The organism is Cohnella fermenti (genome assembly GCF_004801405.1).
GTDB lineage: Bacteria > Bacillota > Bacilli > Paenibacillales > Paenibacillaceae > Cohnella > Cohnella fermenti.
The window spans coordinates 72,862-97,476 of sequence record NZ_SSOB01000020.1; the positions used below are offsets into that span (position 1 = coordinate 72,862).

Annotated in this window: 22 protein-coding genes; 18 read left to right on the forward strand and 4 right to left on the reverse strand. The window is 61.6% G+C overall.

Annotated features, from left to right (window positions below; translation table 11 throughout):
- A complete protein-coding gene (locus E6C55_RS16675) occupies positions 1-1,743 on the reverse strand; it encodes an alpha-glycosidase (protein ID WP_136370942.1) in 1,743 nt (580 codons plus the stop codon).
- 312 nt (positions 1,744-2,055) lie between these two features.
- Here E6C55_RS16675 and E6C55_RS16680 point away from each other — a divergent pair, with 312 nt between their 5' ends.
- Positions 2,056-3,138: a DUF3048 domain-containing protein gene (locus tag E6C55_RS16680; RefSeq protein ID WP_136370943.1), complete on the forward strand. Its 1,083-nt coding sequence runs from the start codon at positions 2,056-2,058 to the stop codon at positions 3,136-3,138.
- An 82-nt stretch (positions 3,139-3,220) separates the two neighbouring features.
- On the opposite strand, the gene E6C55_RS16685 is transcribed toward E6C55_RS16680, so the two are convergent.
- Complete coding sequence (locus tag E6C55_RS16685; protein WP_168735689.1) at positions 3,221-4,063, reverse strand: AraC family transcriptional regulator; 843 nt, start codon at positions 4,061-4,063, stop codon at positions 3,221-3,223.
- Positions 4,064-4,210: 147 nt separating this feature from the next.
- On the opposite strand from E6C55_RS16685, the gene melA reads away from it, so the two are divergent.
- A complete protein-coding gene (gene melA / locus E6C55_RS16690; protein WP_136370945.1) occupies positions 4,211-5,512 on the forward strand; it encodes an alpha-glucosidase/alpha-galactosidase in 1,302 nt (433 codons plus the stop codon).
- Positions 5,513-5,911: 399 nt separating this feature from the next.
- Here melA and E6C55_RS34215 read toward each other — a convergent pair whose 3' ends face one another.
- Positions 5,912-6,154, reverse strand: coding sequence for a hypothetical protein (locus tag E6C55_RS34215; protein ID WP_136370946.1), 243 nt, complete (start codon positions 6,152-6,154; stop codon positions 5,912-5,914).
- Between the two features lie 1,257 nt (positions 6,155-7,411).
- On the opposite strand from E6C55_RS34215, the gene E6C55_RS16700 reads away from it, so the two are divergent.
- From E6C55_RS16700 to E6C55_RS16745, 10 genes are all read left to right on the forward strand, one after another.
- Positions 7,412-8,731, forward strand: coding sequence for an aspartate aminotransferase family protein (locus tag E6C55_RS16700; RefSeq protein ID WP_136370947.1), 1,320 nt, complete (start codon positions 7,412-7,414; stop codon positions 8,729-8,731).
- 18 nt (positions 8,732-8,749) lie between these two features.
- Positions 8,750-9,541: an IclR family transcriptional regulator gene (locus tag E6C55_RS16705; RefSeq protein WP_136370948.1), complete on the forward strand. Its 792-nt coding sequence runs from the start codon at positions 8,750-8,752 to the stop codon at positions 9,539-9,541.
- An 18-nt stretch (positions 9,542-9,559) separates the two neighbouring features.
- A complete protein-coding gene (locus tag E6C55_RS16710; protein WP_136370949.1) occupies positions 9,560-9,955 on the forward strand; it encodes a RidA family protein in 396 nt (131 codons plus the stop codon).
- Positions 9,952-11,481, forward strand: a complete 1,530-nt coding sequence (locus E6C55_RS16715; RefSeq protein ID WP_136370950.1) for a M81 family metallopeptidase — start codon at positions 9,952-9,954, stop codon at positions 11,479-11,481. Before E6C55_RS16710 ends, E6C55_RS16715 begins: the two co-directional genes overlap by 4 nt.
- Complete coding sequence (locus tag E6C55_RS16720) at positions 11,478-12,368, forward strand: fumarylacetoacetate hydrolase family protein (RefSeq protein ID WP_136370951.1); 891 nt, start codon at positions 11,478-11,480, stop codon at positions 12,366-12,368. The genes E6C55_RS16715 and E6C55_RS16720 overlap by 4 nt, the downstream gene beginning before the upstream one ends.
- The gene (locus tag E6C55_RS16725; RefSeq protein WP_136370952.1) at positions 12,368-13,522 is read left to right on the forward strand and encodes a Gfo/Idh/MocA family protein; all 1,155 of its coding nucleotides are present in this window, start codon (positions 12,368-12,370) and stop codon (positions 13,520-13,522) included. The genes E6C55_RS16720 and E6C55_RS16725 overlap by 1 nt, the downstream gene beginning before the upstream one ends.
- A gap of 345 nt (positions 13,523-13,867) precedes the next feature.
- Positions 13,868-15,199 (forward strand): ABC transporter substrate-binding protein, encoded by a 1,332-nt coding sequence (locus E6C55_RS16730; RefSeq protein ID WP_168735690.1) that lies wholly within the window; start codon positions 13,868-13,870, stop codon positions 15,197-15,199.
- 84 nt (positions 15,200-15,283) lie between these two features.
- Positions 15,284-16,156 carry a carbohydrate ABC transporter permease gene (locus tag E6C55_RS16735; protein WP_136370954.1) on the forward strand — a complete coding sequence of 291 codons (873 nt, stop codon included), beginning with the start codon at positions 15,284-15,286 and terminating at the stop codon, positions 16,154-16,156.
- Between the two features lie 13 nt (positions 16,157-16,169).
- On the forward strand, positions 16,170-16,988 hold the full coding sequence (locus tag E6C55_RS16740; RefSeq protein WP_168735691.1) for a carbohydrate ABC transporter permease: 819 nt from the start codon (positions 16,170-16,172) through the stop codon (positions 16,986-16,988).
- Between the two features lie 33 nt (positions 16,989-17,021).
- The gene (locus E6C55_RS16745; RefSeq protein WP_211093598.1) at positions 17,022-17,819 is read left to right on the forward strand and encodes an SDR family NAD(P)-dependent oxidoreductase; all 798 of its coding nucleotides are present in this window, start codon (positions 17,022-17,024) and stop codon (positions 17,817-17,819) included.
- Here the strand turns inward: E6C55_RS16745 and E6C55_RS16750 are convergent.
- Positions 17,791-18,468 carry a FadR/GntR family transcriptional regulator gene (locus E6C55_RS16750; RefSeq protein ID WP_136370956.1) on the reverse strand — a complete coding sequence of 226 codons (678 nt, stop codon included), beginning with the start codon at positions 18,466-18,468 and terminating at the stop codon, positions 17,791-17,793. The two genes, E6C55_RS16745 and E6C55_RS16750, sit on opposite strands and share 29 nt — an antisense overlap.
- 240 nt (positions 18,469-18,708) lie before the next feature.
- Between E6C55_RS16750 and E6C55_RS16755 the strand changes: the two genes are divergently transcribed.
- From E6C55_RS16755 to E6C55_RS16780, 6 genes are all read left to right on the forward strand, one after another.
- On the forward strand, positions 18,709-19,386 hold the full coding sequence (locus tag E6C55_RS16755) for a FadR/GntR family transcriptional regulator (protein ID WP_168735692.1): 678 nt from the start codon (positions 18,709-18,711) through the stop codon (positions 19,384-19,386).
- 232 nt (positions 19,387-19,618) lie between these two features.
- Positions 19,619-20,575 (forward strand): aldo/keto reductase, encoded by a 957-nt coding sequence (locus E6C55_RS16760; RefSeq protein WP_136370958.1) that lies wholly within the window; start codon positions 19,619-19,621, stop codon positions 20,573-20,575.
- 48 nt (positions 20,576-20,623) lie between these two features.
- On the forward strand, positions 20,624-21,829 hold the full coding sequence (locus E6C55_RS16765; RefSeq protein WP_136370959.1) for a threonine synthase: 1,206 nt from the start codon (positions 20,624-20,626) through the stop codon (positions 21,827-21,829).
- Between the two features lie 25 nt (positions 21,830-21,854).
- Positions 21,855-22,871, forward strand: a complete 1,017-nt coding sequence (locus E6C55_RS16770; protein ID WP_136370960.1) for a Gfo/Idh/MocA family protein — start codon at positions 21,855-21,857, stop codon at positions 22,869-22,871.
- On the forward strand, positions 22,868-23,608 hold the full coding sequence (locus tag E6C55_RS16775) for an MBL fold metallo-hydrolase (protein ID WP_168735693.1): 741 nt from the start codon (positions 22,868-22,870) through the stop codon (positions 23,606-23,608). Before E6C55_RS16770 ends, E6C55_RS16775 begins: the two co-directional genes overlap by 4 nt.
- 51 nt (positions 23,609-23,659) lie before the next feature.
- Positions 23,660-24,604 (forward strand): succinylglutamate desuccinylase/aspartoacylase family protein, encoded by a 945-nt coding sequence (locus E6C55_RS16780; RefSeq protein ID WP_168735694.1) that lies wholly within the window; start codon positions 23,660-23,662, stop codon positions 24,602-24,604.
- Positions 24,605-24,615: the final 11 nt, after the last annotated feature.

Consider the following 24,615-nt stretch of genomic DNA (forward strand, 5'->3'; position numbering starts at 1 on the left):
CTACGCTTGCTTCAGAACCAGGAAGCCATAGCCCGGAAGGCGGAGGTCGAGCTTCCCCTTGGCCGACGGTACGGGTTCGCCGGAGTAGGCGTTCGCCCATTCGCCGTCTGCGGCCAGCTTCAGGCGCGCCTTGCCCTTGCCGGCATTCATGGCGACGATCAGCCGATCGCCGCTGTCTGCGCGCCGCTCGAAGACGAGCGTCTTGCCGCCCTCCTCGGCCTGGAGGAAGCGGAGGTCGACGCTCCGCAGCGCCGCGTGCCGGGCGCGCAGCGCGAGCGTGCTGCGGTAGAAGCTCAGCATCACGGCGTCCTGCTTCGCCTCATCCCACTCCATGCACTTGCGACATCCGGGGTCGCCCTCTCCTGTCATGCCGATCTCGTCGCCGTAATAGATGCACGGCGCTCCGGGATACGCAAGCTGGAACAGCGCCGCGAGCCGCATCCGATGCTCGTCTTCCTTGCACAGCGTGAGCAGGCGCGGCGTGTCGTGGCTGCCGAGCAGGTTGAATGCCGCCTCGTTCACTTGCTGCGGATAGGAGGCGAGCTGCTTGCCGATGCGGCCGGCGAACGTTGCGGCGTCGATGGTGCCCTTGGCGAAGAAGTCGAGCACGGCGTTCGTGAACGGATAGTTCATGACGGCGTCGAACTGGTCGCCCTCGAGCCACGGCATGGAATCATGCCAGATTTCGCCGAGAATGTAAGCGTCCGGATTGACGGCCTTGACCGTCTTGCGGAATTGACGCCAGAATTCATGATCGACCTCGTTCGCCACGTCCAGCCGCCAGCCGTCGATGCCGATCTCTTCCACCCAATAACGGGCCACCTCGAGAAGATACTTTTGCACATCGGCGTTCTCGGTATTCAGCTTCGGCATGATCGGCTCGAACGCGAACGTCTCGTACGTCGGAATGCCGTCCTTGACCGTCAGCGGGAACTCCCGCACGTGGAACCAATTCGCATAAGGGGAATCCGCGCCCTTCTCAAGGACATCGACGAACGGCGGGAACGTCTTCCCGGCATGGTTGAACACCGCGTCGAGCAGCACCCGGATGCCGCGCCTGTGGCACTCGTCCACGAGATCCTTCAGCTTCTCGTTCGTGCCGAAGTGCGGGTCCACCTTCAAGTAGTCCTGCGTGTCGTACTTGTGATTCGTCGTCGCCTCGAACAGCGGGGTGAAGTAGATCGCGTTCACGCCAAGCTGCTCGATATAGTCGAGATGGTCGATGACGCCTTGCAGGTCGCCTCCGAAGAAGTTGCTCGGGGTCGGCTTGCCGCCCCAAGGCTCGGCATTATCCGGGCTGATCGAAGGATCGCCGTTCGCGAACCGTTCGGGGAAAATCTGATAAAACACCGCGTCCTGAACCCAGGCCGGAGGAGCGAACACGTCGACGGGGTTGATAAACGGGAATTCGAACATGTTCTCGGAGTCGGTCGGGGCCTTCTCGCGGAACTCCTTCTCGGTCAGGTACAACTGCTCGTCTCCCTGGCGGAAGCGGAAGGCGTATCGCAGGCGGCGGTAGGGAGGGCGAACGGCCGCTTCCCAGTAGTCGAACAGGTCGTCCGAGGCGAAGCGTCGCATCGGCACGGAGGTCTTCGTCTCCTTCCAGGCATATTTGTCTCCCGCAATGACGCTCACGTCGTCGACATCGTTCTTCTTCGTGCGAACCCTCAGATGGATGGTGTTGCCGTTGTACGCATACGACCAATTGTGCTTCGGGCGGTGGTGGATCGCTTCTCTCAACATGCGAATCTCTCCTTAAGGTGGAATGGAGCGGGTCGGAAGGCCGGAATCGTCAAAAAAAGGCACAATCCTCCCGCCGCGTCTTGCGAGCCGAGGTTGTACCTTATCGGTAACATTGCCTTTAGGTTGTCATCGCTTACATTCCCTCATTATAAGGCAAGCGCCGCAGGAGGCCAATACCGGGTTTCTTGGAATTTTGTATGCTTTTTTGACATCGGGAACCGAGACAAGCGCGGAGAGGGTGTGGTTTAATAAGGAAGAGAGCCCCTGTGGGAAAAAGGGGAATTATCGCGAAAAGACGGAGGATTCGGCACAATGACCGCAACGACGAACCGGACCAAGCGCTACTCTGTTCTACTGGCCCTTACGGCATGCTTGCTCGTTCTGCCGGCATGCGGCGGGGGCGGCGACAAGCCCGCGGAAGCGACCCCTTCCCTGGAGAGCGCGCCCAGCGAATCGGCGTCCTCCAGCCCGGAAGCATCCGAAGCGCCGACGGCCGCGTTCCTGGCGCCGCTGACCGGACTCCCGGCGGAGGCGAGCGTCACGAAGCGCCCTCTGTCCATCATGATCAACAACTACGCAGCCGCGCGCCCGCAATCGGGACTGACGCAGGCGGACACGGTGTGGGAGGTTCTGGCAGAGGGGGGGATCACGCGTCTTGTGGGGATTTTCCAAAGCAAGGAGTTCACGGACCCGATCGGCCCGATCCGCAGCATCCGCCCGTACCTGATCGACATCGGCGAGAGCTACGGAGGCGTGCTCGTCCATGCCGGAGCGAGCAATGACGCGCTTGCGCTGCTTCAGCATTCCGGCAAGGCCGACCTCGACGAGATCAACAACGCGGGCGCATACTTCTACCGGGACAATTCGCGCAAGGCCCCGCACAATCTGTACTCGACGCTGGAGAAGCTGCGCGAGGGCGCGGCGAAGCACAAGTACGACGAGACGGCGGACGTGCCGCTCCTGACGTTCAACGACCAGCCGGACGTGTCGACTGCGGCGCCGGCTTCGCAGATCAACATCAAGTTCCAGTTGTCCAGCTACGAGGTGGAGTACGCGTTCGATGCGTCGACGGGGCTGTATGATCGCTCGATCAACAACGAGCCGCACATCGACCTGAACAACGGGCAGCAGTTGACCGCGGCGAACCTCGTCGTCCTGTCCACGAAGCACCGGGCCTACGACGATGTCGGCCGACTGGAGATCGACCTGAACAGCGGCGGCAAGGCCGTCCTGTTCCAGAAGGGCTATGTGATCGAGTGCGAGTGGCAGCGGACGAAGGGCGACATTATCCGGCTCGTGAAGGACGGCAAGGAGCTGTCGTTCGTGCCGGGCGTGACGTATTACCACATCGTGCCGAATTCGGACGCGTTCGAGAAGCATGTGACGTACCAGTGAGAAGATAGACGCAACGCACGGAAGAGGGAGCCCGGTCGCCGGAGAAGGCGGTCGGGCTTCCGTATGTTGCGGCGGCTGTCCGCTACGACTGCTTCCGATACTCGCTGGGCGTTATGCCGAACCACTTCTTGAACGACTTGGAGAAGTAGAGCGGGTCGGCGTATCCGACGGAGCGGGCGACCTCCTCGATGGAGAGCGGCTCGAGCAGGAGCAGCTTGGCGCGATCCATGCGGAGCTGCTGCAGGTAGCGGACCGGCGACACGCCGATCTCCTGATGGAACAGCTTCGTCAGATAGGTGCGATGGTAGCCAAGCTCCTGCGCCATCCGGGCGATCGAGACGGAGGAGGCGGCCTGCGCCTGCAGCCAGCGGGCGGCGCGGTCCGCTTCCGCAGCGGCGATGCTCTTCTTGCTCGCGGCGACGGGCGGCCCGTTCGGGTGGCTCGCCTTCGCCCAGGCGGAGAAGGCCAGCTTCAGCCATGCTTCCGCCTCCCAGTCGGCGGTCCATTCCTTCTTGCGGAACGTCCGCTCGATCTCGTTCATCGCCTTGAGCGCCACGTCCGCCCCGCCGCGAAGGATGGGGGCGTCCGCGTGGATGCCGGCGGCGGCGAGCCAGCGCTCCGCTTCGATGCCGCGGAAGGCGACCCAGCGATAGCGCCAGGGGGTGTCGGCCGACGCTTGATAGGAGTGCATCTCGCCCGGCAGGATCACGAAGCTGTCGCCGGCGGCGAGGTCGTAATGGCGGTCGCGGCAGCGGAACCAGCCGGTCCCCTCGATGACCGTATGGATCAGCATATATTCGAGCCGCTGCGGCCCCATTCGATGCTCCGGCTCGGTCTGCGAATGGCCGGAGAACAGGACGGAGAGCGGCGCTCCGGGACGGGGCGACGGGTGAACGGCGGTGATGCTGACCGGTCTTCTGCGCATGGTGAACCTCCTGAGTCGATGTTGATGAGTAGAGAAGACAAAAGTACATATATCGCATTTTTTCATCCATATGCCTGGAAACGCTATATCCTTATTATAAAACGCAGAGAGTCTTTATTCTACCAGTGATTCAGGAGGATGCCACAGATGTCCAAGATTACGTTCCTTGGTGCGGGAAGCACCGTCTTCGCCAAAAATGTCCTGGGTGACGTCATGATGACGCCATCGCTTCAGGAGTTCGAGCTTGCGCTGTTCGATATCGATTCGGCGAGGCTGAAGGACTCGGAGAACATGCTGAACAACCTGAGCAAGACGTCGGGAAGCCGCTGCCGGGTCGTCGCCTATTCGGACCGCAAGGAAGCGCTGCGCGGCGCCAAGTACGTCGTCAACGCGATCCAGGTCGGCGGCTACGAGCCGTCCACGGTCATCGACTTCGAGGTGCCGAAGAAGTACGGCTTGCGCCAGACGATCGCGGACACTCTCGGCATTGGCGGTATTTTCCGCAATCTGCGCACCATTCCGGTGATGCTCGACTTCGCCCGCGACATCCGCGAAGTGTGTCCGGACGCGTGGTTCCTGAACTACACGAACCCGATGGCGGTGCTGACGAACGTCATGAACACGCACGGCGGCGTGAAGACGGTCGGGCTGTGCCACAGCGTTCAGGTGTGCGTCTCCCATCTGTTCAAGGACCTGGGGCTCGACGATACGGGCGTGCAATCGAAGATCGCGGGCATCAATCACATGGCGTGGCTGCTCGAGGTGAAGAAGGACGGCGTCGATCTGTATCCGGAGATCAAACGTCGCGCGGCGGAGAGGCAGAAGGAGAAGCATCATGACATGGTGCGCTACGAGCTGATGAACCGGTTCGGCCACTATGTGACCGAGTCGTCCGAGCACAATGCGGAGTACCACCCGTACTTCATCAAGCGCAACTACCCGGAGCTGATCGAGCGCTTCAACATCCCGCTGGACGAGTATCCGCGCCGCTGTGTGAACCAGATCGAGGGCTGGGCGAAAATGCGCGACAGCATGGTGAACAACGAATCGTTGACTCACGAACGTTCTCACGAGTATGCTTCGTATATTTTCGACGCGATGGAGACGAACACACCGTTCAAGATCGGCGGCAACGTGATGAACACGGGCGGCCTGATCGCCAACCTGCCTCGCGAGGCGTGCGTCGAGGTGCCATGCCTGGTCGACGCTTCCGGCGTGACTCCGACCTACGTGGGCAACTTGCCTCCGCAGCTCGCAGCGCTTAACCGCACGAACATCAACACGCAACTGCTGACGATCGAAGCGGCGATCACCGGCAAGAAGGAGCACATCTACCACGCAGCGCTGCTCGACCCGCACACGGCCGCCGAGCTGTCGATCGACGACATCGTCTCGCTGTGCGACGACCTGATCGAGGCTCACGGGAACTGGCTTCCGGCGTTCAAGTGAGGGCGTTCGGCGGAGAGATTGCGCGAGGCGGAACGGGTGAGAGAGAGCAAGCCAGAGATTGAGTAAGCGAATAGAGTGAGAGAGCAAGCGAGAGATTGAGTGAGGCGGACCGAGTGAGAGAAAGCAAGCGAGAGATTGAGTGAGGCGAGTGAGGGCCGAGTTCGGCGGAGTTCGCCGCCTCGTGGCCATAGACCGTTCGATCCGGGGGAACCCGGGTCGGGCGGTTTTTGGCGATATTAACAGCAAGCACAAGTGTCGGGGCGCCTTATCTTGTCTGGCATCGACTCTGACATTGCCCCCAAACTCCTTCGGCAGGCGGAAAGGGGAATTGTAGTCGAAATTTCGATCTTATTTGCACGGAGTGGGCTCCAAATGCAAATTATAGTCGGAATTTCGATCTTATTTGCCCTGGTCGGGCGATCGACCGCGAAATAAAGTCGAAATTCCGATCTTATTCGCCTGAAACGGGCGAACGGGAAATATTATGATCGAAATTTCGATCATAATGGCTCGGCGCACATCGGAGCGGATCAGGGTGGGAAATCTTCGTGAACCGAGCAAACCCGGCAACCCCAGCAACCCCAGCAACCCCAGCAACCCCAGCAAACCTGGCAAAACCGGCAAACCAACTAACCCCAACAAAACTCAACAACCTCCACACTGACCCTGCTGACCCCGCTGAACTCAGCGAAACCAGCGAAACCACCGAAACCAGCGAAACCAGCGAAACCACCGAAACCACCAAAATGCGAACCCACTAATTCCCCCCATGGGTGTATTCCCTCTGGCGGGATTAGGTCTCTTCTCCCTTTCGCTCAGGATAAGGAGGAGCAAGGGGAATGGGCTGTCCTAAGACCCAAGCGCATGATCGGCAAGCGGAGGCTCCTGATCCAAGGGGAGAAGAGGCATAAGGGGTCAGAAGAGGGATAGCGCCCCCATCGTCACCATAATATGGCAATTGACTCGCCAACCCGTCAACATGCCGATCGCGTCGGTACGGTAGACGGTGGCGGGACTTTTCTGTCTCAATCCGGTACAGACCGCTATTGGCGGGACTTGATTTTCGTATTAAATCACATTGGCACTGCCCCAAAACGGGCACATTGCCCGTTTTTATGCGAAAAACCTCTATGACAAAAAGGACAGTTGTCACCCCCTACCATGAAAATTTTCTGTATGCGGCCATCCGCAGTGATGAAAAGTCAATTGCGGAGGGGCAGCAGGAGCGGAGTTAGTGGAGAAACCCGTGTAACGGGGCTCCGAAGAGGCGGTGGGAGAGAGAGAGGTGCGGGAAACCTGTATTTCCGTATTAACCTCTGTGACAACAGGGATCGTTGTCATCCCTGCAATGAAAATTTTCCGTACGCAGTCTTCGTGGCTGTAAAAACCTGCTGTGAAGAGGCTGGGGGGGCAGAGTTAGTGGAGTTACTCATCTGCCCCCACCATGCCTGCTCATACGCCCGCACTTGAGTAATGGTGACCCACCTCGGTCCCTCCGCGCGCTCATCGCCACTCCGAAGAGGAAGTTGGAGAGGGAGATGTACGGGAAATCCGTATAACGGAGCTCCGAAGAGGCAGTTGGCGAGGGCGATGTGCCATTAGCGGAGGTTAATTTTCGTATTAAACCACATAAAATCGTCAAAGTCATCGGACCAGGGGGGCAAATAGCATTGTCGGGGAAGAATGTCGCGGGATTACCGCGGGGATTCACGGTGTCGTGGTGCTTACCGGAGGGGACCGTACAGAGTGCCGAGGGGAGCAATGAGCGGAGCTTCGGCGGCCATCGGAGGAGTTGAGGGAATTTTGAGGATAGGCAAGGCGGGATTTTGATGTTATATTAAAAATGAAACATTAGTTTTAATATGTGAAACATAGCTGCGAGGAGTGGATAACAGAGCGATGAGCACGTACGAATTATCGAGAGCCAGCTACGATTTGTCCAAGCGTTATCTGGCGGGAGGGGTTGCCAGCTCGCTGCGGGCGGCGATGAAGCCGGTGCCGCTGTTCGCGGAATCCGCTCAAGGGGCGATTGTTCGCGATGTCGACGGCAACGAGTACGTCGATTACCTGCTCGCGTATGGGCCGCTCATTCTGGGGCACGCGTACGGCCCGGTGAATGAGAAGGTGTACGCGGCGATGCAGTGCGGCATTACGTTCGGTCTCCAGCACAAGGGAGAGATCGAGCTCGCCAAGCTGCTGACGGAGGTGCTGCCGTGCGCCGACAAGGCGGTGCTGAGCGGCTCGGGCACCGAGGCCGTCATGCTGGCGCTGCGGCTCGCCCGCGCGTACACGGGACGGTCGAAGATTATCCGGTTCCACGGCCATTACCACGGCTGGTCGGATTCGATCTACACCTCGTTCCCGAGTGCGGACATGCCGAGCGCATCCGCATCTGCGTCCGCCGAGAGAGAGCATGCCGTGCCTCCGGGAACCGCCGGTCAGAGCGAGCTCAGCCTCCGGGACGTCATTCTGCTTCCCTGGAACGATGCGGCCGCGCTCGAAGCGGCGCTCGACGAGCATGAGGGCGAGATCGCGGCAGTCATCTCCGAGCCGGTCATGTGCAACTCCGGCTGCATTCTGCCGCGTCCGGGTTATCTGGAGTTGATGCGCGAGGCGACGGCAAGCCGCGGCATCGTCCTGATTCTGGACGAGGTCATTACCGGCTTCCGCCTCGGGCTCGGAGGAGCGCACGGCCGCTTCGGCATCAAGCCCGATCTTGTGACGGTCGGCAAGGCGATGGGCGGGGGCTTCGCGGTGAGCGGGGTAGCCGGCCGGGCCGAGCTGATGGCGCTGATCGAGAACGGAACGGTGAGCCACCTCGGCACGCTTAACGGCAACTGCGTCGCGACGGCGGCCGCGCTGGCGACGATCGGCGAACTGGCGAAGGACGACGGAGCTGCTTATGTTAAAATGGAGAAAAACGCAAGCAAGCTGACCGTCGGCCTGCGGGAGCTTCTCGGCAAGCACGGCATTCGCGGCGTCATCAACGGCATCGGCCCCGTGTTCCACTTCATGTTCACGGAGCAGTCCGTCGTCGAGGACTTCGCGTCGTTTAACCTGCGCGACTCCGCCAAGTACGCGCTGTTCGCGGAGCGGATGCTGGACGCCGGGGTGCTCGTCCGCACGAACGGCCTATGGTACGTCTCGGCGGCCCACGGGGATGCCGAGATCGAAGCGACGCTTCGGGCGGCCGATCGGGTGCTCGGCGGCTTGCAATAATGAAACGGAGCGAATGGGATGGACAAGGACTTGGCCGACAAGCCGGATAGGTACACGATCCAGACGATCGACAAGGCGCTGACGCTGATCGAGCTGCTGGCGGAGCGGGGTTCGCTTAGCCTGATCGAGCTGACCGAGCTGCTGGAGCAGCCGAAGTCGTCGACGTACCGGATTATTCTGACGCTGCAGAACCGGGGCTTCATCGACCGGGACGACGAGGACGGCAAGTATTGCCTCGGCTACAAGCAGTTGATGCTGACCCGCAGCATGTTGGAGCGAAGCAACCTGCGGACGGCGGCGCTCGCGGAAATGAAGAAGCTGTCGGAACGATACGGAGATACGGTCAATCTGGGCGTGCTGGCGGACGGCGAGGTTCTGTACGTCGAAATTATCGAGAGCTCGTACCCGCTGCGCATGACCGATACGGTGGGCTCGCGTTCGCCGTTCCACGCGACGGGCATCGGCAAGGCGATCGTCTCGCAGCTCCCGGAAGCGGAAGCGCTGGCGCTGGCGGAGCAACACGGCCTGAAGCGGCTGACCGGGAACACGATCGGCGAGTGGGACAAGCTGCGCGCCGAGTTGGAGACGGTACGCGCCAGAGGCTATGCGCTGGACGATCAGGAGATTGTCGAAGGCGCGCGCTGCGTCGCCGCTCCGGTATATAATCTGTACGGCAAAGTGGAAGGCGCGATCAGCCTGTCCGGGGCGATGCATCGCTTCGGGAAGGACAAGGTGGAGGAGATCGCGGAGCAGGTCGTGCTGGCCGCGAACGCCATCTCTCGCAAGATGGGATACAGACAGATTAAATAGCAGAAAGAAGGAATCAGCATGTCCGAATGCATCCAAGCGGGCCAAGCGCCGCAATTCCCGTTGCCGTTCTCCCATGCGGTCAGGTCCGGAGACTATGTCTATGTCTCCGGACAGGTCGGCGTCGATCCGAAGACGCTCGCGAAGGACGGGGATACGATCGAGAGCCAGACCGTTCGGGCGCTGGGCAACATCGAACTTATTCTTAACGAAGCGGGTCTGACGTTGGATCATGTTATTAAAGTCAACGCGATTCTGTCGAAGGGAGAAGACTCCCCCGGCTACAACAAAGCGTACGCAAGCGTCATGAAGGCGCCATACCCGGCCCGAACGACGGTTCATGCCGGCATCGGCGACTACCTGGTCGAGATCGACGTGATCGCTCACGCTCCTTCCGTACGGGGAGAAGCCCGATGACGTCCGAGTACGGGCGAAGCGCCCGGCAATTCGCCGTGGCGGGTCTTTATCAGGAGACGAACACGTTCGCCCCGTTCGTAACGGAGCTCGAGGCTTTCGCCAGTGAGCGCGTCGCAGGCCCGGAAGCTTTTGTCGGCCGCTATGAGGGAACCCGCACCTCGATGGGAGGCGCGATCGCCGCGGCGAAGCAGCTCGGAGTCGAGCTGACGCCGGGCTTCTATGCGGCTGCGACGCCCAGCGGGACGTTGACGGATACGGCGGCAGAGGAGCTGCTGGAGGCGGTCGTCGATTCCGTCTCCCCCGAATCGGATGGCCTGCTGCTCATCGTGCACGGGGCCATGGTCGCCGCTTCCTATCCGGATCTGGAGGGCGAGCTGCTGCGCCGGCTTCGCGGGAAGCTTGGAGCAAGCTTCCCGATTGTCGCGACGATCGACCTTCACGGCAACGTCAGCGCCGATATGGCAGAGCTCGCCGACATCATCGTCGGCTATGACACTTATCCTCACGTCGATATGTTCGAGCGCGCGGCGGAAGCGTTCGAACTGCTCGTTGGCTGCGCGAACGCGGAGATTCGTCCGGCCAGAGCTCTCGCGCATACGAACATGCTTGTCGTTCCGCAAGCCATGATGACGGAGCAGGGTGCGATGAAGGAGCTGATGGAGCGGGCATTCGCGATGGAAAAAACCGCAGGAGTGCTTAACGTGACGGTCGCCGGGGGATTCCCCTATAGCGACGTAGCCGATGCGGGCATGAGCTTTATCGTGACGACGGACGGTGACGAAGAGCTCGCCGCCAGATATGCCAAGGAGCTCTGCAGGATGGCGGTCGGCTTCAAGACGAGGTTCGGCCTGTCGGCATTGCCTCCCGGCGAGGCGGTCGCGGCCGCGCTTGCCGCCCCGCAAGGTCCAATCGTCCTCGTCGAGGGCTCGGACAACGTGGGAGGCGGCGCCCCGGCGGATGCCACGCATACGCTGGCGTGCCTGACGAAGCTTCCGAAGCGGGCTCTCGCCGTGATCTGCGACGAAGCGGCGGTCAAGGCGGCCGCGCTCGCCGGAATCGGCGGGACGTTCCGGCGAGCGGTCGGCGGGCGGCACGACGAGCTTCACGGGTCGCCCGTGGCTGTGGAGGGCAAGGTCCGTCTCTTGTCCGACGGCGAGTACCGTCATGTAGGTCCTTATATGACGGGACAGTTGGCGTTCATGGGACATACGGCGGTAGTGGAGTGCGGCAGCCTGACGCTTGTCCTGACGGAGAAGCGGGTGCCCCCGTGGGATCTCGGCCACGTTCGTTCCGTGGGGCTGTGGCCCGCCGATTACGACATTATCCTGGCCAAGTCGGCCATCGCTTGGCAGACCGCCTTCGGCCCCTTCGCCCAAGGCATCGTTCACGTGGATTCCCCCGGCTGCTGCAGCGCGAATCTCGCCCACTTCCGATACGAGTCCGTCGCCCGGCCGGTCTATCCGCTGGACGAAGGAGAACCGCGTCCGCGCTTGTCCGTCTTTCGAGAGAGGAGCAATTGTCGATGAGATTGGTTCATTTTATTCGGGACGGCGTTAGCCGTCTCGGCATTCAGGCTGCGGAAGGCTCCGTGCTGGACGTGACCGAGGCGCGCGGCGGGGCGGCCGGCGAAGCGGGCTCGAGCCTGCCTTCGACCGTCGAAGAAGCGATCGCAGGAGGCGAGGGGGCGCTCGCCGCGCTGCGATCATTGGCGGAGAATGCGAGCGGAGCGTCGCTGCTTCGCGAGGAGGAGCTTGAACTGGCCCCCTGCGTGCCGAAGCCGGGCAAAATCATCTGCGTAGGCCTGAACTACCGCAAGCACGCGGAAGAGACGAATGCGCCGATTCCGCAGTCGCCGATTCTGTTCAGCAAGTACGGCAACGCCCTGGCCGCGCATGGGGAGGACGTTCCGCTGCCCGCCGCCGTCTCGGACAAGGTCGATTATGAGGCGGAGCTTGCCGTCGTCATCGGGCGCAAGGCCAAGGACGTCTCGCGCGAGGAAGCGCTGGGTTATGTCTTCGGCTATTGCAACGCCAACGACCTGTCGGCGCGGGATCTGCAACTGCGCACGTCCCAATGGCTGCTGGGCAAGACCTGCGACAAGTTCGCCCCGATCGGGCCGTATCTGGTGACGGCGGACGAGGTCGGCAACCCGAACGAGCTCGCCATCTCCTGTACCGTCAACGGAGAAACCCGGCAATCGTCGAACACGGCGGATATGATTTTCCACTGTGACGAGATTGTCAGCTACCTGTCGCGGCACATGACGCTGGAGCCGGGAGACCTTATTCTGACCGGAACGCCGGAGGGCGTCGTGCTCGGTTATCCGGCCGATAAGCAGGTTTACCTGAAGTCCGGGGACATCGTGACGGTGGAGATCGAGAAGCTCGGCCGCCTGACGAATCGGATGGTCTGATGGGCGGGAGCGATGGAGTCGATAGAGTCATAGGCGTCGGCGTTATCGGCTGCGGGTACTTCGGCGCGGAGTTCGCACGGATTATTCGCGGGCTGGAGGGAGCCCGCGTGGCGGCCATCTGCGGCGGAGGCGCCAGGGACCTCTCCGGGCTTGCGGCCGAGCTGGGCTGCGAGGTAGAGTCGACGGCGGATCGTCTGCTCCGCCGAGCGGACGTGGAGGCCGTTATCGTGGCAAGCCCGAATCATCTGCACAAGGAGGCCGTTGTCGCGGCAGCCTTGCAGGGCAAGCATGTCTTCTGCGAGAAGCCCGCCGCTCTGTCGCTGAGCGATTGCCGGGAGATGGTGAAGGCGTGCCGCGAGAACGGCGTGCGGCTGATGCTCGGCCATATTCTGCACTTCCTTCCCGGCATCCGGCAAGTCAAAGCCTGGCTGGCGGCGGGGGAGATCGGCCGGCTCGTTGCCGTTCACGCGGCCCGAACGGGCTGGGAGGACGTGCGCCCGCATCCGGGTTGGAAGGGCCAACGCGCCCAGTCCGGGGGACAACTGTTCCACCATATTCACGAGCTGGATTTGCTGCTGTCGCTGATGGGGCCGGTCGAGCGTCTTGTCATGCTGGCAGGCAACGTCGCCCATCGCGGGGAGGACGGCTTCTCCGGCGAAGACGACGTGCTGCTGTTGACCCTTCGCTTCCAGAGCGGCGCGCTCGGCACGCTTCATTACGGGACGAGCTATCGCCGGGGCGAGCATTGGGTGAAGGTGAATGGGACGGGCGGCTCCGTCTGGATCGATTGGCATAAGTCCGAGATCGAGCTTAGGAGAGAAGGGGCTGCGCCCGTCCGCATCGGGCTGAACGGGGACGCGCAAGAGGACGGGGAGCGTGCCGCATTGTTTCGCGGCGAGCGGGGCGGCGGAGTTGTCTTCGGAAGCCCGGAGGAACGGCCGCCAAGCTTCCTTCAGGCTCCGATGAAGCGGGAGATGCTCGTATTTCTCGCCGCCGTGAGAGGAAGGCCGGTTGAGGCGGATATTCAAGCGCTGATAGACGGGACGGCGGCGCTTCGCTCGGTGGCGATGGCGGAGGCGGCGATGAGATCCGGCGCGGAAGGCCGCATTCTCGATATGACATCCGTATCCTATGATTGCGATTACATTGGATAACCATGTCAGATAACCTAACATAATTTTCGCAAAGTGCACATAAACGATTGACAGGCATGGAGCGAAAGTGTAAGCTTTATCTATCATCTGGTCATACCATACTCTCTATTTAGGCGGGATCGCAGACAGGAATTTTTTGCTCGGACTAAGTGGTAAGACCATAATACTAATTCGGAGGTGTCTCTCGAAACAAAGGCTGCGGTTGGAAGTTAGATACGGCAAGGTTGAGCAGCAGACGAGCTTGAGCATCAAGAGATGGGGCTTATGGACTTGGGCCGGTTCCGAATCGAGCGGAGGAGGAATCGGCAGGCGGCAACTCGAACTTCAAACCTTGGGGGGATACGCATGAGAAAAGCGAATTGGGCAGCGGGAGCACTTGTCTTATCGATCGGATTCATGGCAGGCTGCGGCAACAACGGGAATGGCGGGACGGCGGAAGGAGGCTCTCCGGCAAGCGCGAGCGCTTCGGGCCAGAAGGTGGAGCTGACATGGTGGGTCGATGCGCGGGAGGACCTGCAGAGCGCCTATGAATCGATCAAGGGCGATTACGAGACGGCCCATCCCGGCACGACGATCAAGCTCGTCAAGACGCCGGACGACAAGATCGCGGAGAGAATCAGCATCGCGATCAACACCGCAGAGCTTCCGGACGTTCAGCAAGGGGCGATCGGCTGGCCGCTCACCTACGCGAAGAAGGATCTGCTCGTCCCGCTGGAGGAGGCTATCGACAAGGAAGACTTCGAGGCGGGCGTTCTGGATTCGCTGTCGGTGGACGGGCACTTGTACATCATTCCCAACAGCATTACGGCACCGGGCATGATGGTGAACCTGGATCTGTTCGAAGCCAAGGGAGCAACCGATCTGCTGCCGAAGAACATGGCCACATGGACGTACGATCAGTTCAAGGAAGCGGCGCAGGCCGTCAACGACCCGGCCAACGGCATCTACGGCTTCGGCACGTATGCCGGCGATACGGGCGGCGATCAGAGTCATCACTTGTTCCTGTGGGGCTTCGGCGCCAGCACCTGGTCGGACGACAAGACGAAGGCGGTGCTCAATTCTCCGGAAGGGGTCGAAGGCCTTGAGTACCTGACAAGCCTGATCGACGAAGGGCTGACGCCTCCGGGAACACCGGGTCTCAAGGCGGGCGCGGTCATCAACGAGATGTTCCTGCAGGGCAAGATCGGCATGACCTTCGGAAGCCTGGCCAACCTCGGCGCGTTCGACAAAGCCTTCGCGGAAGGCTCGGCCAAGAAGTTCAACTACGATATCGTCCCTTACCCGAGCAAGGACGGCGAGAGCTCGAATTCGCTGCTGCTCGGCTACGGAACCTGGGTATGGAATACGAAGGACGAAGCGAAGATGAGCGCTGCCAAGGAATTCGCGACCTTCGTCAACAGCAAGGAAAGCATGGCCAAGATGGCGGAGGCCGCCAGCGTCATCGCGACGCGCAAGTCGATGGCGGCGAGCTATGCGGAGGATTCTCCGCAGGGCAAGACGATCAAGCTGTCTGCCTATGCGAAGGATATCGGGCTGTCGATTCCGGGCTACTCCGAGACCCGCAACGCCTTCTTCCCCGAGCTCCAAGCCGCGTTCACGAAGCATAAGACCGCGCAGCAGGCGCTCGACGACTGGGTTGCCAAGGCCAACGAGATTATCGCAACGAATTCCAAGTAAGGTGCAGGAGCCATGCCGGGGGGAGCCTTCAGCGCTGCAGCGGACTTCCTCCGGCAAGTTCATGAAGAGAGTTGGGATAAGATCATGGCATCTAGAGCTTACCGGGAATTCTGGGGTTTCTTCTTCATCCTTCCGTTCCTGCTCGTGTTCGCCGCCTTCGAGATTTATCCGTTCCTTGACGCGATTTATTTGAGCTTGTTCGATTACGGCATCGGACGCAAGGAATGGATCGGCTTCGGCAACTACTCTCATCTGCTCGGGGACGACGTGTTCCTCAAGTCGATTCGCAACACCTTCCTGCTTGTCCTGGGAGTCGTGCCGCTATCGGTAGGCTTCTCGCTGGCGGCGGCCAGCATCGTCATCCACAAGTCGGCGGCGGTCGCTTCGTTCTTCCGGGCGAGCTTCTATCTGCCGATCGTCACCTCGCAGGTTATCCTGTCGATCGCTTGGCTGTGGATTTACAATCCGATGACCGGGGTCGCGAATTACGGACTCTCCCTCTTCGGGATAGAGCCCGTTATGTGGCTGTCGGATTCCTCGGTTACGCTTGTTGCGGTCATCATCGTCGTCATTACGTGGTGCGTCGGACAGCCGTTTATTCTGTATCTGGCCGGGCTCGGAGGCATCCCGTCTTCCTACTACGAGGCGGCATCGATCGACGGGGCCTCGCCTTGGCGGAAGTTCTGGAGCATTACGCTGCCGCTGCTGAAGCCGACGACGCTGTATGTCGTCGTGACGACGACCATCGGCGCCTTCCAGACGTTCGTCGTCATCCAACTGCTCACCGGCGGCGGCCCGAACTACTCCACAACGACGATCATGTACATGCTGTATGAGACAGCCTTCAAGTACGGCAATCTGGGTCTCGCTTCCGCGATGGGTGTTTTGCTTGCTGTGCTGATCTCGATTTTCTCCCTGATTCAATTCAAATTCTTCCGGTCCGATGTCGAGTATTAAGGAGGCGCCGCCGATGACCAAAGGACTTAAATGGGCTGCCGACCTGGTGCTCTATCTATGCGCGTTGTTCTTCCTGTTCCCGATCTACTGGATGATCACCGGCTCGTTCAAGAGCCAGTCGATGGCGGTTCAAATTCCGCCGGAGCTGTTCCCTTCCGCACCGACGACAGCCAACTACACGAAGCTGTTCGCGGAGAGCGAGGTGGTCCGCTGGCTGCTCAACAGCGTGCTGATCGCGGGAGGCTCGACGCTGCTCGCCTGCATCGTGGCGACGATGGCCGGCTATGCGTTCACCAAGCATCGCTTCACCGGGCAGGCCGTTCTGTTCGGGTTGGTCATCGTCACAATGATGATTCCGCGCCAACTGGGGCTTGTGCCGCTGTTCACGCTGATGAAGAACCTGCATCTGGTCAACAACGGCTGGAGCGTCATCCTTCCGGTCATGGCTCTGCCGTTCGCCGCCTTCCTCATGAAGCAGTTCAGCCAGACGGTGCCGAACGAATTGCTCGAGGCGGGCAAGATCGACGGCTGCAGCGAGATTGCCTTGTTCACAAAGCTGTTCCTGCCGGTGGTCAAGCCCGGAATCGGCGCGCTCGCCATCTTCGTGTTCTCGTTCTCCTGGAACGACTACCTGTGGCAGCTCATCATGCTCAGCGACGAATCGAAGATGACGATCAACGTCGGCATCTCCACTCTAGTCAGCGAATTCTCGGCCAATTACGGCGCGCAGATGGCTGCGGCCACGATGGGCTTCATTCCGATATTTGTCGTATTTATCGCGTTCCAACGTTATTTCGTCAAGGGCATTACGGTTGGCAGCGTGAAGGGATAAAGAACGAGTGTGGAAAAAGGAGGAGGAGCTGCGATGAATGTGATGGAGCTGTTCCGGCTCGATTCCAAGGTGGCGGTCGTGACCGGAGGCTCCGGCTTGTACGGAGCCCACATCTCTGCCGCTCTGGCGCAAGCGGGGGCTGCCGTCGTTATCGCTTCGCGCGGCGTGGCCGAATGCGAAGCTCTGGCGGCCAAGCTTCGCGGCGAAGGCGCGGACGCCGTTGCGCTCCCGCTCGACCTGGGCGACGAAGCGAGCATTCAATCGTTCGTTGCGCAGACGCTGGAGCGCTGCGGGCGCATCGACATTCTGGTCAACAACGCCGTCTCGCGGGTCGGATTGGCCGATCTGGAGCAGACGGAGGCGGGCGGCTGGAGCGCGGCCGAGCAGGTGAACGGGCTCGGAACGATGCTGCTGACGAAGGCGGTCGTCCCCTCGATGAGAGAGCGGAGGGAAGGAAATATTATTAATATTTCCTCCATTCAAGGAATTCTGGGCCCGAATTTTCCCGTATACGGCAACACCGGTCGAACAAGCGGAATCGAATATACGTACAACAAGTGGGGATTGGTCGGCATGACCAAGTGGCTGGCCAATTACTACGGGCCGTACAACATCCGGGTCAACAGCATAAGCCCCGGCGGCTATAACCCGTCCGGAGCGTTGGAGGACGACAACGACGAATTCCTCCGGAATTACAAGGTAAGAACGCCGCTCGGCAGAATGGCGGACGACGACGATATCAAAGGCGCGGTCGTGTATCTGGCCTCCCGCGCTTCATCCTACATCACGGGACATAATCTCGTTATGGACGGGGGATGGAGCAACTGGTAGACAGGTGCTTCCCCAGCAGCTCCTTGGCGAGCTTCATGTCCCCTTCGCGGATGGCGCCCAGGTAGAGATCGTGCTCGCGGGCGTGTGCGCGATGCTCCCCGTCGGTGTCGTCGATTCGGGCATCCAGGCGCAGGAACGCTTCGGCCATCTCCTCGAGAGTTCTGTTGCCCAAGGAACGAATGAGCGCCAGATGGAGCTGGGTGTCCAGCTCGCTTCGCGAAGCCGCATCGGACAGGTCGGCGCTCTCGAAGCGTTCGGCAAGTCCGAGCAATTTGTCCCATTCGCGGGCGTCAAGCCTGGAGGCGGGCTCGAGGGCGGACGCTTCTATTATATAGCGGATGCCTTGCACATCGCTCTGCCGCTTCGGGTCCATTCGCCGGATAAAGTGAAGCTGTTCATAGAGCGGGTTAAAGAAATGAACGGCGACATAGCTGCCTTCGCCGTGGCGAATGTGCAGCAGGCCGGCGCTCTCGAGGGAACGCAGCGCTTCGCGCAGGACGGCGCGGCTGACGCCGAGCGTCTGGCAAAGCTCGCGTTCGGCCGGAAGCTTGTCGCCCGGCTTCAGCTCGCGATTGATGATATAGGTCTTCAGGTTGCGAACGATCAGCTCGGTCAGCGTGTATCGTTCGCTCTTGGCAATCGGCTTCATGGGCGGCAGCTCCTTCTGCGTTCGACGAAACGGCTGGCTTCGCCGTTGGTCAGACCACTATAAACAAGGGTACCCCGCTTTGCATACTCTGTCAATTGGAGGAAGAGGCACGGGCGGCGATTGACAGCGAACGAGGCGGCTAGTAGAGTTGAAGCAACATTATTTGGAAGAATGATTGGGAGAACAGTGAAGGGGCATAAGGATTGTCCAATAGAGTGGCGAATCGCCGGAGGTGAGCGCATGTTGAATTCGTCGGAGAAAGTGAACCTGTCCCACATCGTGAGCGAACGAATCAAGGAATACATCTTGGAGAAAGACATGCGGGAAGGGGACAAGCTCCCCTCCGAGAAGCAGCTTATCGACGCGCTGGGCGTAAGCCGGACGGTCGTTCGCGAAGCGTTGAAGTCGATGGAGATGCTCGGCATCGTCAAGATCAAGACGGGCGACGGGATCTATGTCGGAGGGCCGTCGCTGAAGCCGATTCTGGAGCAGGTGTCGTTCCGCTGGCATCAGGACGAGCGCAAGATGACGGAGCTGGTGAAGACCCGCCGCATTCTGGAGCTGGGCGCCGTGGAGATGGCGATCGAGAACTATGATGTCGCCTGCCTGGATCGGATGGACGAGTGGAATCGCCGGATGGCGGAGAAGGTCGATCAGGGGCTGCCTCCGATCGAGGAGGACCTGGCGTTCCACGAGACGCTGTTCCGGGCGACCGGGAACGAGACGTATCTGGAGCTGAGCGGGCTGATCAGCGACTTCTTCCTCAAGATCCGCACGCAGCACTTCGATTCCGTGGAGAGCTCGAGGAAGTCGGTTGACGAGCACCAGAACGTGATCGATGCGATTCGGGCGAAGGACGTGGCAAGAGCGAAGCGGGAGATGGAGATTCACCTGGCCCCTCTTCAGAAGTTTATCTAGCAGGTTCGATCCGTTGTCCGATTGGGTCCGATAACAGGGACGCGGGCATCTGCCATCTATCATTCCAGAAAAAGGGTGCCTTATCCCTGCTGATCAGGCTGGTGGTTTCCAATAATTAGGATACTGATCGCATGGGATAAGGTACCCTTTCTGGAAAAGGGATAGCGCAATATCGACCAGCACGGCGATAGCTGCGAACTTGGTCATACCATCATATTGGAGGCGCGGCGGGATGATAAAAATGAGCGGACGGTACGAGGGCGGCGTACCGTTGTCCAGGCTGACGCTCGGAACGGCGCAGCTCGGACTGAAGGGCTACGGCATCGCGAATGCCGCAGAGGAGGTGGATGCCGACCGGATGCTGGCGGCGTGCGAGCAAGCCGGCATCCGCTCCTTCGACACGGCTCCGGAATACGGGAGCTCGGAGCAGCGGCTCGGCGATTGCTTCTCCAGAAGAGTGGCGCCGACGGAGCGAACGGTCATGACCAAGGTCAAGCTGCCGGCCGACCCGGCGATGAGCGAGCGAGAGATCGAAGCCTATATGTACGACAGCGTAAGGGCGAGTCTGGAGCGGCTTCGCTTGCCGCGCTTGTCCGTGCTGCAGCTTCACGATCCGGACGTGCTCGGACGCTGCGGAAGCGCGGTGACGAGGACGATGCGCCGGCTGAGGGCGGAAGGTCTTATCGCTGCGGGAGGGGTCTCTCTGACGGGACACACGGCCGAGCAATACCTCGCGCTGGCGGATCAGATCCGCGACGACGTCTACACGGTCGTCCAGGTTCCGTTTAATGTCTTCGATCATCGCCTTCTCCGCGTCGGCGCGATTGAACGGATGCGCGAAGAGGGCAAGGCGATCGTCGCGAGAAGCGTGTTCCTGCAGGGCTTGTTCGCCCTGGAGCCCGCTTCGCTGCCGGGCGGGCTGCGGCAGGCCGAGCCTTCGCTAAGGTCGCTGCGCCGTCTGGCGGAGGAAGAAGGCGTATCCACACTTCAGCTCGCGTTCTCCTTCGTCAGGGATTATCCCGGCATCGACAGCCTGATCGTCGGGATGGAGCGCCCGGAGCAGCTTGACGCCAACATCCGCCTGCTGAGCGGACCACCGCTCTCCGAACGGGCGCTGGCGGCAATCGGCAAGCTCTTCGGCGAGGTGCCGGAGGAGCTGCTTATTCCCGGTCAGTGGCGGAAAGGTTAGGGGCTGAAAGCTCTTTGGTGGTCATACCATAATAGGAGGAGGAACGTCATGAACGCGATATGCAGCGCTTGCGGGAGCACGGCTCCGTCCGGAACGCCGTATTCCTGCCCCCTCTGCGGAGGCGCTCTGCTGCTTCAATACGAGCGTCCGGACGGGAACTGGAACAAGGGAGCGCGTCAAGGAATCTGGAAGTACGCAGCCTTGCTGCCGAACGTTCCCGCCTCCAGCCGAATCGAATTGGGCGAAGGCGGAACGCCGCTTGTGCGCAGCGTGTCGTTAGGCAAGCGGCTGGGCATCGAGCAGTTGTACTTCAAGTATGAAGGCGGCAATCCGACCGGCTCGTACAAGGACCGCATCGCCGCGATGGGGGTCTCCTGGGCGCTGGCTCAAGGCAAAGCGGCGTGCATCGGCACCTCGTCCGGCAATGCCGGAGCGGCGGCGGCGGCCTATGCGGCGCGTGCGAAGCTTCCGTACCATCTCTTCGTGCTGGAGAACATGGCGGAAGCGAAGCTGGCGCAGGTGCTGGCCTACGGAGCGGACGTCCGCAAGGTGGTCGGCTTCGGCTATAGCCCGGAGGTGGGCGAGGAGGTGTTCGACCGCGTTGTCGCGGCGTCGAAGGAGCATAACTGGGAGATCATGGTGACCGCCTTCCGCTTCAACCCTTATGCGATGGAAGGCGTCAAGACGATCGCCTACGAGATCGCGGAGCAATTGGGCGAAGCGGCTGCCGCGAGGGTGTACTCCCCGGCGGGCGGCGGCGGCTTGTACGTCGGCATCTGGAAGGGCTTCGACGAGCTGAGCCGGTTGGGGCTGGCCACAGGCAAGCCCCACATGGTTGCGGTGCAGCCGGACGGCTGCTCCAACATCGCGAGAGCTTATAAGCTGGGAGAGAAGCATCCGGCGCCCGGACCGGCAACCTCGCGCATCTCCGGCCTGCAGGTGCCGAACCCGCCGGACGGAGAGGCCGCGCTTGCGCTGATGGCGGCGGGTGACGGCTCGTCCGTATCGGTCGCGGACGGCGACATCTATACGGCTCAGCGGATGCTGGCGGAAGAGGAAGGCATCTTCTGCGAGCCTGCGGGCGCAACCGCTCTGGCGGGTCTGATCCGCGAGCGGGACAACGGGAGGACGTTCGATAGCGGACCGGTTGTCTGCATCGTCAGCGGAGTCGGCTTCAAGGACGGGGCCAGCGTGGAGGAGATGGTGAAGGATCGGGACGTGCCGCTCCTGGAAGCGGCCGCGCTGGGCATATAATTCATTCGCAACGAGGAGGTACGCGATGAGAGAGCTAAGGCTGGGAATTATCGGACTCGGCAGGTTCGCGACGCTTCACGCGCGCATCTGGAGCCAGATGCCGGGGGTGAAGGTGACTGCGCTCTGCGACAGCGACGCCGCGAGATTCCCGCTGTTCAAGGAGTTGTTCCCGGAGGCGGAGTGCTATGCGGACTGGCGGCAGATGCTGGACAGCCGCACCTTCGACGCCGTTGACGTGCTGACGCCGGAGCATCTGCACGACGAACCGGCGATCGCCGCGCTTCGGGCGGGCGCCCACGTCTTCGCGGAGAAGCCGATTGCCCACCGGCCGGAGGCGGCGGCGCGGATGATCGAAGCGGCCGAGAACGGCGGCAAGGTGCTGATGATCGGGCACGTGCTGCGCTTCGATCCAAGGTACGCCGCGGTGAAGACCCGGCTGGCCGAGAGCCCGTATGGACGAATTCGCACGATTTACGCCAAGCGCAACAACGGCAGCGTTTTTTTCCCCATCTACAATCGGGTTAATCCGGTGTACATCCTCGGCATTCACGACATCGACCTGATGCATTGGTATATGGACGACGAGGTTGAGGAGGTGTACGCCCTGCGCTCCGCTCCGGGCGCGGACGGCCCGCCGGACGTCAGTTGGGCGATGCTGACCTTCCGGGGCGGAGGCATCGGCATCCTGGAGAACAACTGGCTACTCCCGGAAGGCGCGCCGGCCCCGGCCGATGTGCGCATGGAGATCTCCGCGGAGAGAGGAGCGGTCACGATTATCGACCCCGAGCCGGGAGTCTATTATTCGAACGATAGAAGAACCGACGTTCAGGGCCTGCTTAACGATTACGTCCTGCATGGCAAGACGGGGGGAGCGCTCGCCGCCGAGCTGAGCCACTTCGCCGAATGCGCGATGGCGGGGCGTCCCTCCGAGGTGCTCAGGCCCCGGGACGCGCTTCGCGCGCTGCAGGTCGCCGCCGCCGTGGAGAGGTCGGCCGCGGAAGGAAGGGCCGTGCGCTTAAGCGAGTCGGCGGGAGCGCCATGAAGCTGACGGAGCACGTATTCGCGGTGGGCGGGGGAGCGCTCGGCCCGCTCGTCAGCGACGCTCTCGACTGCAACGTCTATGCACTTCGCGCCGGAGACGATTACGTTCTTATCGACGCGGGAGCGGGGCTCGGGACGGAAGCGATCGTCGCCAACCTGCTGGCGGACGGAATCGAGCCGGAGCGCATCCGGTTGCTGATCCTGACGCACGCCCACGCCGATCATTCGGGCGGAGCGTTCGGCTTGCGCTCTCGCTTGCAGACACCGAGCGTGGCGGCTTCCGCGATGACCGCCGATATCGTCGGCAACGGAGACGAGGAGCGGATGGGCCTGATCGAAGCGCGGGCGGCGGGCGTGTATCCGTCGGACTACCGGTTCGCGGCTTGCCCTGTCGAGCGGGTTCTATCGCCGGGGGAGACGCTGCGGCTTGGCAGAGGGCTGACGCTGGAGGTGCTGCCCGCGCCGGGTCACAGCGCCGATATGATCGCGCTCTATTGCCCGCAGCTTCGCGCGTTGTTCGCGGCGGACGCCGTGTTCCCCGGCGGGAAGCTGGCGGTGCAGACGACGCGGGATTACAGCGAGAAGGCGTACCGGGAGACGATTGCGCGGCTTGCGGAGCTGGAGGTGGAGCAGTTGTACGCCGGGCACGGTCCGCCCTTGACGGCGGCCGGCGGCGCGAGCATCGCGGCGGCGAACGCCCGGTTCGCCGCGGGCCTGCCTCCGCTCAGCATCGTGTGACCGACGGAGGCGGCCGCGGCTTGCATCAACCATGGAAGGAGTGAACCATCTGTGAAAAGAAGCAGTCTCCTCAAGCTGGAGAACGGAGACGAATCGGTGTCGATTCCGCTGCTCACGATCGAGGGGCAGGCAGCCGGACCGCGTCTGCTCGTGTTCGCCGCCGTGCACGGAGACGAGTATGAAGGCGTAGAGACGATTCTTCGTCTCTACGAGAGGCTCTCGCCCGAGGAACTGGCCGGAACCCTCGTCATGCTTCCGATTGCGAATCCTTATGCCTACCGCGCGGGAGTCCGCATCAGCCCCGATGACGACAAGAACCTGGCGCGCGTCTTCCCGGGCAAGCCGGACGGCACCGTGACGGAGCGGCTTGCCTATGAGCTGCACGGACTGATCGCCGGAAGCGACTTCCTGCTCGATCTGCACAGCGGAGGGACCCACTATTCCGTCGCCACGCTGGCCGGGTATTATCACGACCCCGGCTCGGCGTTCGGCCGCCGCTGCCGGGCTGCCGCCGAAGCGTTCGGCAGCCCGCTGCTCTGGGGCCACGAGAGCATCGCTCCGGGAAGAAGCGTGTCGTCCGCCCAGGCGCTCGGGGTTCCATGGCTGTACACCGAAGCGTACGGCGGGCGCCGAATTCGGCCGGAGGATTCGGCCCTGTTCTACAGCGGGGCTCTGCGTCTCATGAATCATCTCGGGATGCTTGCCCGTTCGAATCCGGCCGAGCTTGGAGAGGCGCCGGCGGAGATTCGGACGATCCACGGCGACGGCAACTTCGACGAATCGGTCGTCGCCGCCGCGGACGGCTTCTTCGTCCCGGATGTTCCGCTGCTGGCGGAGCTTCGGGCCGGCGAGCGCATCGGCACCATTCGATCCTACGGCGGCGAAGTGCTCGACGAGGTTCGCGCTTCCTCGGACGGCGTTCTGGTGATGCTGCTGGGCACGCCGATCGTTCGAAGCGGGGATTCCATCTATCTGATTGCTCCTATTCGCGACTGATTGTTTTCCAC

Coding starts and splice junctions, on each gene's coding strand:
- E6C55_RS16755 (WP_168735692.1), top strand. CDS start 18,709: ATGTTGAATTCGTCGGAGAAAGTGAACCTGTCCCACATCGTGAGCGAA.
- E6C55_RS16705 (WP_136370948.1), top strand. CDS start 8,750: ATGGACAAGGACTTGGCCGACAAGCCGGATAGGTACACGATCCAGACG.
- E6C55_RS16770 (WP_136370960.1), top strand. CDS start 21,855: ATGAGAGAGCTAAGGCTGGGAATTATCGGACTCGGCAGGTTCGCGACG.
- E6C55_RS16710 (WP_136370949.1), top strand. CDS start 9,560: ATGTCCGAATGCATCCAAGCGGGCCAAGCGCCGCAATTCCCGTTGCCG.
- melA (WP_136370945.1), top strand. CDS start 4,211: ATGTCCAAGATTACGTTCCTTGGTGCGGGAAGCACCGTCTTCGCCAAA.
- E6C55_RS16740 (WP_168735691.1), top strand. CDS start 16,170: ATGACCAAAGGACTTAAATGGGCTGCCGACCTGGTGCTCTATCTATGC.
- E6C55_RS16675 (WP_136370942.1), bottom strand. CDS start 1,743: ATGTTGAGAGAAGCGATCCACCACCGCCCGAAGCACAATTGGTCGTAT.
- E6C55_RS16715 (WP_136370950.1), top strand. CDS start 9,952: ATGACGTCCGAGTACGGGCGAAGCGCCCGGCAATTCGCCGTGGCGGGT.
- E6C55_RS16750 (WP_136370956.1), bottom strand. CDS start 18,468: ATGAAGCCGATTGCCAAGAGCGAACGATACACGCTGACCGAGCTGATC.
- E6C55_RS16765 (WP_136370959.1), top strand. CDS start 20,624: ATGAACGCGATATGCAGCGCTTGCGGGAGCACGGCTCCGTCCGGAACG.
- E6C55_RS16680 (WP_136370943.1), top strand. CDS start 2,056: ATGACCGCAACGACGAACCGGACCAAGCGCTACTCTGTTCTACTGGCC.
- E6C55_RS16745 (WP_211093598.1), top strand. CDS start 17,022: ATGAATGTGATGGAGCTGTTCCGGCTCGATTCCAAGGTGGCGGTCGTG.
- E6C55_RS16685 (WP_168735689.1), bottom strand. CDS start 4,063: ATGCGCAGAAGACCGGTCAGCATCACCGCCGTTCACCCGTCGCCCCGT.
- E6C55_RS16775 (WP_168735693.1), top strand. CDS start 22,868: ATGAAGCTGACGGAGCACGTATTCGCGGTGGGCGGGGGAGCGCTCGGC.
- E6C55_RS16700 (WP_136370947.1), top strand. CDS start 7,412: ATGAGCACGTACGAATTATCGAGAGCCAGCTACGATTTGTCCAAGCGT.
- E6C55_RS16760 (WP_136370958.1), top strand. CDS start 19,619: ATGATAAAAATGAGCGGACGGTACGAGGGCGGCGTACCGTTGTCCAGG.
- E6C55_RS16725 (WP_136370952.1), top strand. CDS start 12,368: ATGGGCGGGAGCGATGGAGTCGATAGAGTCATAGGCGTCGGCGTTATC.
- E6C55_RS16720 (WP_136370951.1), top strand. CDS start 11,478: ATGAGATTGGTTCATTTTATTCGGGACGGCGTTAGCCGTCTCGGCATT.
- E6C55_RS16730 (WP_168735690.1), top strand. CDS start 13,868: ATGAGAAAAGCGAATTGGGCAGCGGGAGCACTTGTCTTATCGATCGGA.
- E6C55_RS16735 (WP_136370954.1), top strand. CDS start 15,284: ATGGCATCTAGAGCTTACCGGGAATTCTGGGGTTTCTTCTTCATCCTT.